This window comes from Paenibacillus sp. GCM10027628 (genome assembly GCF_042676385.1).
Lineage (GTDB): Bacteria > Bacillota > Bacilli > Paenibacillales > NBRC-103111 > Paenibacillus_E.
On the sequence record NZ_JBHTHA010000011.1, the window covers coordinates 22,015 to 34,376 of the forward strand.

Genomic DNA, 12,362 nt, shown 5'->3' on the forward strand with positions numbered 1-12,362 from the left:
TCCTCCTTCAACTTTACTGCACAATTAATTCAATACATCTTTACGTGTAAATACGGTAAATGAAACGATCAATGAAGCAATCGCCCATACACTCAATACGCTAAGGGAAAAGGTCAAGTCCATCCCTTTGATGGGAGGGAGAGCCCCCGTCAAATATTTGGTCAAATCCAAATTCACCATGAATAAGTATTTTGCCGTTTCCCATGAAGAGACCATGTTGGAAAGGATCGTTCCAGAAATTAATACCGCGAGCATGACACCCATTCCTGCGGCAGTGGATCGAATTAAAACGGATAACATAAGCGACATAAGGGCAACTACTACCGCTGCAAACCAGACCAAGCCAAACTCCATCAATAGGAAGAACCATTGATCTACTGCGCGAACGAGGCTAAAGTCAACGTCGGACCCCATAAGCTGGATGCCGGTAAAAACCGGCATTGTCCATCCGTTATACCCGAAAACGATACCGGAAATCAAGTAACAAAGCACGCCCGTAGACAGAACCGTTAGCGAAGTAAAGAAAATTACGGTAATAAGTTTACTCATAAGGATTTTCCATCGCCTGACCGGTCTTGTCAACAATAATTTAATAGTCCCCGTAGAATGCTCCGATGATACGATGTCTGCGGATATGACCATAATGATCAGTGGGATGAACAATCCGACCGCATTTTTGACAAATTCTCGCGTAAACGTCACCGCATTCGGCGAGCTCGGATCGACGCCTTTTTCCAGATAATAATTGGCGATTTGGATTTGAACTTTCAATTGGCGCTTCCATTCGTCCGGCGTCCGTGCGGAGCTAAGACGTTTTTCCCAATCGGCAATTTTCTGGCGTTGATCCGCTTTCCAGTCCGTCGTACCGAACTGTTTTCGCGTGTTTTGCGCCACTCTCAGTTGCGCATATGTAAACATCGGAATGAGGGCAAGCAAGATTAGTAATATAACATAAAAACGTTTCTTTTTGATCATTTTAATACATTCATTTTTGACTAATGGATATAAACTGCTCAAAGCTTTCACCCTCCCTCATCCAATTTTCTCCCCTTCGGTTAGGCTCAAAAATAAATCTTCGAGAGTTGGATTTTTGATTTCTACGGCGTAGAGACTAATTCCTGCTTCCATCAATTCGCGACTTACCAGCGGCACGTGTTCCTTATTCATCTGTGTCACAATAAGTTGAATATTCGCATCCTGTCCGTTCCCGATCTCCTGGGGGGGTTCATCCATTCCAGTAACATATGGGGACGAGGCCAGCAACTTCTCAGCTTTATCGCCAGGAGATACAGTCCAAACGACTTTACCGCCTTGCGCAACAAGTTCTTCAACGGACCCGACCTTAATGACCTGCCCGTGACTTATAATTGCCACACGATCGCACATTTGCTGAATTTCACTCAATAGATGACTCGATACAAACAAGCTTAGTCCGCCTTCTGCCAGACGCTGAATGAATTCACGCATCTCCTTGATGCCTTGCGGGTCGAGACCATTGGTAGGCTCGTCCAAAATGAGCAGACTTGGCCTGCCAAGCAAGGCTTGAGCAATGCCAAGGCGTTGACGCATGCCAAGGGAGTAAGTCCGCACTTTATCATGAATGCGCCCGTCCATACCAACAATTTCTACGACTTCAGCGATGCGTTTATCATCTACCTCTGGAAGCATACTTGCAAAATGCTCCAAATTTTCCCAACCTGTCAAATAAGAATACAGCTCAGGGTTCTCGACGATGCATCCTACATGACGGAGCGCTTGATCATGCTCTTTGTGAACATCGTGACCGCAGATATGAATAGACCCTTCAGTCGGCCGTATCAAATCAACGAGCATGCGAATGGTCGTCGTTTTACCCGATCCGTTGGGTCCAAGAAATCCAAATATTTCACCGGCATACACATCGAACGAAATCCCTTTAATGATTTCTTTGTTCTTGATCCGTTTCTTAACATTTTTCACTGATAACACAGTCTCTGGATTCGATAACGCTCTTATCATGATAACGCCTCCCTTACTTTAAAATTTGCACAATCCGATCCGCAATTCGCTCATAACCATCCCCATTCGGGTGAAAATGATCGGCAGAAGACAAATATTTGATCAAATTTTGCTCAAATAAATCATAAGTTGGGACGATTATCATATTCGGATATCGGTTTGTCATCGCAAAGACACTGTCGTTCCAGCGCTGCACAATAAGCGAACCTTCTCTCTTAGGGTCAAGATCCAGAAACGGATGATACAGTCCGACATACATGACAATTGCATGAGGGTTCGCTTTATTGATCGTCTTAAAAACTTGATCCATTCGCGCTAGAGCGGGATCTATTCGTTTAAGCGCTCCCTCCGGGTTAAATTCCGTTTGATTTTCTCCGGTAAAAATACCTTCGCCGCCTGCAAAAATATCATTGCCGCCGATCGTCAGCAGAATGATATCCGCCTGAGATAGGGCGTCTTGTGTCTTTTTCAAAGCCAGATCATTTAAAAGCTGATCGCTCTTATATCCGGGTATCGCCAAGTTATTCAAAACAAAAACCGGCTTACCGCTTTGCTGTTCCAGCTTTTCTCGAACGCGTCCGACATACCCTTTTCCCGTGTTATCGCCTGTCCCTGCTGTAAGCGAATCGCCGAGCGCAACGATTTGCAATTTATTTTTACTCTCGATGACCGTTTCTTGTTTAGCAGCTGGCGCTGATATAGCAAGATCTCCGGACGCTCTCGGAAACCAAATTTGATTCGCCGCGTATGCAAAACCGACCGCAAACACGATCGTCGAAATCGAAGCCGTTAGTCCAATCGCTCCCCATATAAAACGAGATGATCTCAAGCCTGTTCCCTCCTGCGAATAAATGGCATAATTCACTATAAGAGTAAAGCTTCTTGGATGAATTTGCAAACTCCAGTTCTATGGAGGATGGTTGGCTTCCATATGCGTTAAACCGAAAACAAATTTCTTCAAAGTAAGAACTCATAACATGCTGCCACACAAATTCTGGTAATTTAAAGTGGCCACTGTGCAGGGGGACATATAGAACAGAAGTTCTCTATTAGAGACCGGAGAGACGCTAAAAAAGAAGAATCTCCATCTAAGAGTCGATTAAAGAACGAATGACAATAAATAACGAACATGGTTCTTTGATTAAAGACTTTTGTTCGTTCGGGACCTGTTTGGAGCATGCCTCTAAAGAATTTGCGTCCAAAAGGTGCGCTAATAGCGACCCATATTCTTTAATCTGCTGGAACTGCATACTTTCAATCTCACGCAGTAGGCCGTAAACATCAGAAAGCGACAAAGCCGATTTACCGCGTTTGTTATGGGCGACGAGGTATGTGGCCCAGTACTAAACCGTCAATGGTTTCCTGGTTTTATGGAAGAGTGCCCAAAGTGCATAGACAGATCATATGTTCTCTATTCTATATTCTATCAGTAATAAAAATCAAATGAAACATTAGTTAAAAGAAACATAAAATCCCCAGAGACTTAGTTAACGCAGCAAATGTCTAATCCACACATATTAGCGTCCCTAAACTCCTTATTTACAGAATACGGGTCACAAGAAATGGGATTCTTGGACGATGGCCGTTCATCTTTTCATTTGTCTACAAAAAAAACTGCCTGACCGCAGAAGCAGTCAAACAGTTTATTTGTTTCTTCACACTGCGTCCTGCAAAAACTTGTACTGGGCCTGGATCAAGCCGTAATAAATTTTTTGCACTTTCATGAGCTCGTCATGATTTCCGCTTTCCATCATGCGTCCATGATCCAGGACGATGATTTTATCGGCTCCCCGGATCGTAGAAAGCCTATGAGCAACGATGAATGAGGTACGGCCCGCGAGCAATGTTTTGAGCGCTTCTTGAATTTTCAGCTCAGTCTCCGTATCAATGCTTGCCGTCGCTTCATCTAGAATAAGAACGCGCGGATTGGCGAGCAGCGCACGGGCAAAGGAAATCAATTGCCGCTGTCCCATTGATAACACGTTGCCCCGCTCCTGCACTTCGGTATCATAGCCATGGGGCAGGCTGACGATAAAGTCATGCGCATGAACGGCTTTTGCGGCTAGCTCCACTTCCGCATCCGTTGCATCCAACCGGCCAAATCGGATGTTATCACGAATCGTACCGGAGAAGATAAACGTATCTTGAAGAACGATCCCGATTTGAGAACGGAGACTTTGAATCGTAACTTCGCGAATATCTTGACCATCGATCAGTACGCGACCCTCGACAGGATCATAGAAGCGGCACAGCAAATTCATGATGGTACTTTTACCGGAGCCCGTATGACCGACTAATGCAATCGATTGACCGGCCTCAACATCGAGGTTAATCCCTTTTAATGCAGGGCGGCCGGGCTCGTATTCAAATACCAGATTCTCGAACTTCACGTTGCCTACGATATTCTTGAGTTCAGGAGCACCCGGCAATTCAGCTACTGTCGGCTTCTCATCGATATATTCAAAGATACGTTCTGCAGATGCCATAGCAACGAGAAGCTGCGAATACATCTGTCCTAATCGTGTAATCGGCTCCCAGAAATAGCCTATGTACGTGGCGAATGCGACCAGCAAACCTACGGTGATCTCCTCGGTTTGAATGAGATAAGCGCCTAACCAAAAGAGAATGCAATAACCTATCGCACCGGTGACTTCAATAATGGGACCAAAGCTCTGATTGAGCATGGACGCGCGATTCCAAGACAACCGATTGACCATATTCATGTGGTGAAAATAGCCGATATTTTCCTTTTCTTGCGTATAGGCTTGTGTAACGCGGATGCCTTGAATGCATTCATTCAAATGCGAGTTCAAACGAGACTGCTTAATGGTAACGTCCTGCCAGGCGCGGCGAATTTTCAATCTCAGCTTCGTGGACACGAGAAACATCAGTGGTACCGTTACAATAATAGCAGCCCCGAGTTTAAAGTTAAAACTGAGCAATATAATAATGATGCCGCACAGTTGCACGCAGTCGATTAACAAGTTAACGACCCCGTTCGTGAACAAGTCCTGCAAGGAATTTACATAGTTAGTAATCCGAACCAACACAGATCCCGCCGGGCGCGTATCAAAGAAACGAAAAGAAAGTTTCTGAATGTGGCTGAACAAATCATGACGAAGATCATAGATGACGCGCTGCCCAATCATATTGGTGTATTTGATGCGAAATGTATTAGCCAACCACTGAATGATATAAACGGCAAGCATGATGCCTACGATGATCATCAGCAAATTTCGATTTTTGGGCGTGATCGCATCATCGATGGCAAATCGGATCAACAGAGGAATCGTCAGCTTCGTAATCGCGCCGACCAACATCATGATGATGATGATCGGCAGCATTTGTTTCTTGTAAGGCTTCATATAGCTAAACAATCGCCGAAGTTGACCCCAATCAAAAGGTTTATCAATTAATTCATCATCTTGATACACAAATCGCTGGCCCGCTTGTGATTCCTCGGTTTTCGCCGATGCGTCGGCCTGCTTGGATGAAATACTCAATGCGCTAACCTTCTTTCCAAAGAAGATGAGTGGTTATCCGTATCGATCGCAGTTGCCGCAGCTTGATCCGCTCCTGATTGCGCTGCGCTCGGATGATCGGCATACTGGATTCGATAGGTTTGCCGGTAGAGTCCATCCTGCTGCAGAAGCTCCTGATGGGTCCCTCGCTGCACGATTCGCCCTTGATCCAAAACTAAAATCTCGTTGGCATGCTTCAACGAAGAGATCCGATGCGCAATAATGAATGTCGTACGTCCTTGCATCACCTCGCTGAATCCTGCTTGAATTTCATGCTCCGTTTCCATATCCACCGCGCTGGTTGCGTCGTCCAGAACGAGTATTTTGGGATCTTTCAGCAGCGCTCTGGCAATGGCGATCCGCTGCTTCTGGCCGCCGGACAAGCCGAGTCCCCGCTCACCGACGACTGTGTTGTAACCTTCTGGCAGTTCCATGATGAAATCATGCGCTTTGGCCAATTTAGCTGCGCGTATGATCTCTTCCATCGTTACCTGCTTACGTCCGTAAGCGATATTGTTACGTATTGTAGAAGAGAATAAGAACGTTTCTTGAAACACGGTCGCGATCTGATTTCGAAGACTTTCAACGCTTATTGAGCGAACATCGATACCGTCAAGCGTAACCTTTCCCTCTTTTACGTTATAAGCTCTCATGAGCAAGGAAATGACCGTCGATTTCCCCGATCCGGTGCTGCCCAATAGCCCAATGACAGAGCCTGGAGGCGCATCAACCGTGAAATCATATAAGGCAGGCTGCTTTTCCGGATATGCAAAGGTCACATGATCAAAATGGATATGGCCCTTCACTTCACTTTCTTGCAATTCAATGGCATCAGGTTGATCTTTGACATGCATATATTGATGTAAAATCTCCAAAATCTTTTCGCCTGAAGCCTTGGTATTCGTAAAGTTATTAATATGGAACCCTAGCCCCCACATAGGGCCGATAATATACCAGATTAAGCTGAAGCATGCGACGAGTTCGCCTAGCGTTATCGTCTCTGCAATGACCATGTAACCGCCAACGCCTAACAAAATAACAACACTCAGATTTGCCAGAATTTCCATGACAGGAAAATATTTGGCCCATATCCCTGCGGTTTCAATATTCATTGACTTGTAATTTTCGTTGCGGACCGAAAACTTGGTTACTTCATGAGGCTCTCGGGCGAATGATTTCACTGTCCGTACCCCAGTAATATTTTCCTGCACCGCAGTTGTCATCGTACTTAGCGATTGCCTTACCAAGCGAAACGCGGGATGAATCTTTCCTTCAAACCGGATTGCGGTAAACGCTAAGAAAGGCATTGAAATCATAGTCAGTAGTGCGAGCTGCCAGTTGATTGAGAACATCATGCCCATACCGAACACAAGCATCAAGGCGACATTCAACAGCTGGGCGAAGCCAAAGCCGATAAAGTTGCGGATCTGTTCCAAATCTGCTGTCAGTCTGGACATCAAGTCTCCAGTTCTCGCTTGATCGTAATACTGAAAGGATAAATACTGGAGTTTGTTATAGAGTGCATTTCTCAAGTGAAAAGCAACCCGGTTCCCCAATCGTCCTCCGCTCAAACCATGTAAAAATTGAAACAATCCCTTCAACGATACGACGCCAACCACGATCAATGACAATTTAGGAACGAGGCCAAATTGCTTTTTGCTAATGACGTTGTCGATCAAATAGCGCAGCAAATTCGGATACACGAGACCTAGCGCGGTTGTCACTGCCAAGCAAAAAATTGAAGCGAATAACAATTTTTTCTCCGGCCAATAAAACTGTTTCAGTTGCCTGAACACATCCACCTCAGTGAGCCCTCCTCATGAAGGAAAAATTGGAAAAGCTAAGAAAGCGTTTTAAAACCTTTATGAATCTTAACACCATCCCTATATCGGAGCAATGAGAGGATAAGAGGATTTAAACGCTTAAATGACCATAAATACACAAAAACAAGCATGAATCCACCCTATTCTTGGAAATCATCCGAATAACCATCAATGTAAGCCTTTACATAACAATGCAAACAAAAGAGCCGGACAAGTTCTCACAAACTTGTTCAGCTCTTCCCGATTGTCAATCCATAAATGCTTTTAATTGATGCTGTTTGGAGATCAGTTCATTCAAATCAATCTTCATTTCTAAGGCATCCAACATGCCGCGGGTGTGTTCGTTTAGCTGCTGGAGCATCTGATTTTTCAAATGCAGGAGCCACTCCTCAAGCTGGTCCGCATACGAGCGTTCGAGCCATTCGGTTTGTTTTTCAATGAATAATGCTACGGGTGCATTCATGCGATTTTCAAGTTCAGTTCTCAGCTTGCTTTTGCCGTCCCCTTCGAAAAACTGCTTCGCATTTTTGAAGTAGCTTTGCAGAAGCTTAAGCGGGACGTCGGTCACTTCCAATTGAGCACTCACTTCAGGCGTATTGAACTTCTGCGGCTCGTAGGTGCCGCTTTCGAATCCTTCCATGAGTTCCGAGATTTGCTCTTCCCAGCGCCCTATTCGATTGCTGCTGATTTGATTCATCTTATTCTCAACACGGAGCGTTGTTGCTAGAACCTCTTGTGACAAGTCAAACGCAATCATGCGCAAAAGTTCTGCCCATGCAAACTGTAAAGCTTGCTTAGGATCACGTGCTTCCTCCCGGAAAGTAGAAGGATTAAAAGCGAAGTTATAAAGCTCGCCAAAGCGAAACATGGTTCGCTGCTTGACGTAGTAAAGAAGCTCCTGAACTTCTTTTTTCATTTCTTTCAGTTCAGGCGTATATTCGCTCTCCTGCAGCAGCTTTTGGGCTGACTCTTCGGCCAATTGTAATTGCGCAATTTGCTTCTTCCGTTGTTCTTCGCCTGTTTTTGCGCTTTCCAACCAATTCTGCATCGTCTGATACGCGCGATTCAGCTCCAGATTCGCCGCATGGATCGCAACATCGCTAAGCTCGTTAAATGTGAATTGAACAAAATCTTGCTCGAAAGGCCGGATACCCGATTGCGCAACCAGTGAATCGCTACCGGTAATTTTACCTTCTGCTGCCAGGTAACTTGAGATCGGATAGATACGCGGATTTCGGATGCCATGCTGCACCAAATTCGTCTCCACATGCTTGACGACGCCTTCTAACTCGTCTGTGCTCGAAGCCAAATCCGCGGCATTGACGATGAAGAACATTTTATCCATTTCGAAGCTGTCTTTCACGCGTCCAAGCTGCAAAAGAAACTCACGATCCGCCTGTGAGAAGGCGTGATTGTAATAGGTGACAAAAAGAATCGCATCCGCGTTCTTGATATAATTAAAAGCTACGCCCGTATGGCGGGCATTGATCGAGTCGGCCCCAGGTGTATCAACGAAAATAATGCCTTGTTCCGTGAGCGGATTTGAATAATAAAGCTCAATAAATTCTACAAAACATGATTTGGACTCGTCAGCTACATAACTGGCAAATTCGTCCTTTGTAATTTTCAGCTCAATACCGAGATTGTCTGCTGCCAATGCCCAGCCTTTTTCAACGGCTTTCAAGAACGAATAGTGCGGTTTGCCTTTCGCCGTCACATCAGCCGGTGACAATTTGCTGATGCGCTGCAAGGCGGCCTGCATATCCGCAGCCTGCACGCCAAGTATGTCCAGTGAGTAGAGAACATCCTGCCGGATGGCATCGGCCGATTTCATTTTGACTTTGGCCGTGCCATGCGGCCAACCTTCTTGCGGCGGCATGATCTTGTTGATCGCCGCCGTCGTCGGGTTCGGCGATACCGGCAAAACTCTTTCGCCAATCAGTGCATTGGCGAAAGACGATTTGCCGGCGCTGAATGCGCCGAACAGCGCAATCGTGAACGTCCGCTGGCGCAGACGTTCCGCTTTATCGCGCATGGCGCGCGCGAGCGACTTCATCGACGGCAAACCGTCGATGAGCGTCGAGGCCGACTGCAGCGCTGCGGCCTTGCGCTCCATGCGCCCCACGTGTTCACCCGAGGTGAACACGGAAGGCGCCGGCGCTGCCTCTGCGGAGGCAGCGTTCACGCCCGCGGCCGCCGACGCCGTGGCGGCGGCCTGCAAAATCGTGCCCATGGAGGTCACGTGCAGCCCCCCGCTCAGCGGGGAGTCTGCCGGCTCCTCCATGGCAGCGAACTGCTGCAAATCCGGCAGCGCCGGCGGAAGCGGCTTCCGCCAGCTGGCCATTTGCAGCAGTTCAGCCTGCGCAGCGGCTTCAAGGTCCTGAAGCCGCTGCAGTTCGCGGCAGGCGCTGAGACGGCCTTCCAGCGCCGCCAATTCTTCGGCAAGCGCGTCAGCCGCTTGCCCGGAGCGCTCGCGGACAGTTGCCGCGAGCTGGTCGATCACCGCAAACGCCTGTTTGCGGTACTGCTGCTTGATGTCAGCAGCCACTTGCTTCATGTAGTTCAGCGTATATTCGCCGCCGAAAACAGCTCCAGCGTTCACTTGCGCCGCCAGCCACTCCGGCGTTACCTCCACCTGAAGCGCTTCGATCTGCGCGATGAGCGCCGAATCATGCAGTCCTTGCTGCTGGGCCGCCTTCTTCAGCGCATCCCGCAGGTGCCAGTCGAGCTGGGCTTCCACCTGTTCGGCCAAATCATCCCGAAACGCTTGCAGCCGTTTCTGCGTCTCCGCGGCTGTCTGCGCAGCCCGCGAGAAAAACCCGATCTTGAACCCCGGCTTGCGGCTCTCCAAATACGTGTGAGCCTGATCCCGGGTCAAGGCCGGCGTAATGTTGGCGTTCTCGATGATGACGCCAACTTCCTTGCGCAAAGCTGCCGTCAACGTCTCCGGCAGCTCTCTCAACCCATTCAGCTCGCTCTGCTTCGCCTCAGCTTGCTCCTGCACCGCCTGCACGTCGGCGTCCTGGCGAATCTGTTCCATAAGTGCCGCCTTCTGCGGCTCATGCTGCTCCGCCAACCAATTGCCGTGCTCCGCCGCCAAATAGCGCGCGGATGCGTCGAGGCTTACGCTTTGCAGCGCCTCACCGCGCGCAATCAGTCCACTGAGGAGCCATCGCAATTTCGCATATTCATTATGAGGATGGCTCGGCTCCTTCATGGTCACGTATAATATACCGTCTGGCTCGATGCCCCAGTTTAGAAATGCTTGCTTCGTTCCTTCCTGATATTGAGCGAAGGAAAGCTCCCACTCCTTATGTTTATCAATCATGTTCACAACGAGATAGAGCGGTTTTTCCCACTCTTTCATCTTCTTTGTGAATGCCAGATTGATCTCAGATTGGACATGATTATAGTCCATCACATAGAACACGACATCGGCCAAGTGTAAAGCTGATTCCGTCGACTGATGATGCGCATCATCCGTAGAATCTATCCCTGGCGTATCAAGCAGCGCCGCATTCTCCGCTAAAAATGGAATCGGATAGGTGATCTCCACCGATTCAATGTCAGTCCCATTGACTGCATAAGCTTCTAATTCTTCAAGAGGTATCGTCTGTTTGGTTGCTTTATCGCGATGCGTCACATGAGCTCCAGGCTCTCCATTTCGAATACTCACAATATTAGCACTTGTCGGAATCGGACTTGACGGCAGTAATGGGTGACCGCAAAGCTGATTGATCAGCGTCGACTTTCCTGCGGAAAAATGCCCGCAAAACGCGATATTCATGCGTCCCAAGCTTATTTTATCGAGCAACTGTCCCAGTTTGCTCGCGTTATCCAAATCTCCAGAATCACGCAGAACGTTCTGCATGCGTTGCATAGCTTCCGGCATCGTCTGTGCGCTTGCCTCTGTCATTAGTTTCATCGTCAATCTCCCCCAGCTAAACTAACCAATCCATAACCTTATGATTATACAGAAAAAAATCTCCACGAGGGAGATTTAGGACATAACCACTTTTTCGTTTTCCGGCAAGAAAATTTCAAACACATCACGATGCTGCAAAATCGTAATATCCGAATCTTTTACCTTCATGACAACGACTTCGGGCTTCGTTTTCATTTTGTCTATGTAGTTTTGCGGAACTTCACCGGACTCGCTGACGGTTACGCCTTCGATGACCTTTTCCTCGTTCTCTTTTAAAGGCGTATTAATCACTTGTTCATAGATATCAGAGAACAATTCAAAACTATTGGTGTATACGGCGATGCATTTCATTTCATCCCATCCTTTGTTTGCATATCAATTGTTTGTAATAGCTTTTCTAGGTTTACTTGGTTTCATACGTGATTTGCCTTCACGGCACTTGTCCAGCAGAGGACATACCTCGCATTGCGGACTTTGCGCTTTGCAATGGTACCGGCCAAAAAATATGAGGCGGTGATGCGTCTGTGTCCACTCTTCACGCGGTACTTTCTTCATCAGCTTCTTTTCAACTTCAAGTACGGAATCATCGGGATCCGCTAGGCCAAGCCTTTTGGAAACACGTTCCACATGAGTGTCTACCGCGATGGCAGGTACGCCGAAAGCATTCGATACGACCACATTCGCTGTTTTACGTCCGACGCCAGGCAGTTCGACTAGCTGTTCGTGCTTTTCCGGAATTTGACCATCATACTTGTCCAGCAGCAATCGGCACAACTTCTGAATGTTGCTCGCCTTATTGCGGAACAAGCCTATCCTGCGAATATCCTGCTCTAACTCTTCTAAAGGCACTGCTAAATAATCTTCGGGCCTTTTATACTTCTGAAACAAGGATTGGGTCACCTTATTCACGGTTTCGTCGGTACACTGTGCCGATAAAAGCACGGCGATAGTCAGTTCAAACGGATTGCTGTGATGCAGCTCGCAATGCGCATCCGGAAACAGCTCACCAATCGTATCTAAAATATGCCTAACCAGCTTCTGTGTCATGTCGTTTCTTCCTTGAGGCGTAATATTCTCCAGTGTAGCGAATTGTTG

General features: G+C 47.3%; 8 protein-coding genes. All 8 read right to left on the bottom strand.

What is annotated here, in order from left to right; all coding sequences use genetic code 11:
• Positions 1-24 precede the first annotated feature (24 nt).
• The 8 genes from ACFQZT_RS11635 to nth all read right to left on the bottom strand — a co-directional run bounded on the left by ACFQZT_RS11635 (position 25) and on the right by nth (position 12,314).
• Positions 25-1,017 carry an ABC transporter permease subunit gene (locus tag ACFQZT_RS11635; protein ID WP_379299840.1) on the bottom strand — a complete coding sequence of 331 codons (993 nt, stop codon included), beginning with the start codon at positions 1,015-1,017 and terminating at the stop codon, positions 25-27.
• Between the two features lie 15 nt (positions 1,018-1,032).
• Positions 1,033-1,998, bottom strand: a complete 966-nt coding sequence (locus ACFQZT_RS11640; RefSeq protein WP_379299842.1) for an ABC transporter ATP-binding protein — start codon at positions 1,996-1,998, stop codon at positions 1,033-1,035.
• 13 nt (positions 1,999-2,011) lie between these two features.
• Positions 2,012-2,827: a GDSL-type esterase/lipase family protein gene (locus ACFQZT_RS11645; RefSeq protein WP_379299844.1), complete on the bottom strand. Its 816-nt coding sequence runs from the start codon at positions 2,825-2,827 to the stop codon at positions 2,012-2,014.
• 826 nt (positions 2,828-3,653) lie between these two features.
• A complete protein-coding gene (locus ACFQZT_RS11650; RefSeq protein ID WP_379299846.1) occupies positions 3,654-5,501 on the bottom strand; it encodes an ABC transporter ATP-binding protein in 1,848 nt (615 codons plus the stop codon).
• Positions 5,498-7,321, bottom strand: coding sequence for an ABC transporter ATP-binding protein (locus tag ACFQZT_RS11655; RefSeq protein WP_379299848.1), 1,824 nt, complete (start codon positions 7,319-7,321; stop codon positions 5,498-5,500). The genes ACFQZT_RS11650 and ACFQZT_RS11655 overlap by 4 nt, the downstream gene beginning before the upstream one ends.
• A 268-nt stretch (positions 7,322-7,589) precedes the next feature.
• Positions 7,590-11,267 (bottom strand): dynamin family protein, encoded by a 3,678-nt coding sequence (locus ACFQZT_RS11660; protein WP_379299850.1) that lies wholly within the window; start codon positions 11,265-11,267, stop codon positions 7,590-7,592.
• A gap of 75 nt (positions 11,268-11,342) precedes the next feature.
• On the bottom strand, positions 11,343-11,618 hold the full coding sequence (locus ACFQZT_RS11665; protein ID WP_379299852.1) for an NAD/NADP transhydrogenase alpha subunit: 276 nt from the start codon (positions 11,616-11,618) through the stop codon (positions 11,343-11,345).
• Between the two features lie 24 nt (positions 11,619-11,642).
• Positions 11,643-12,314 (bottom strand): endonuclease III, encoded by a 672-nt coding sequence (nth, locus tag ACFQZT_RS11670; protein WP_379299854.1) that lies wholly within the window; start codon positions 12,312-12,314, stop codon positions 11,643-11,645.
• Positions 12,315-12,362: the final 48 nt, after the last annotated feature.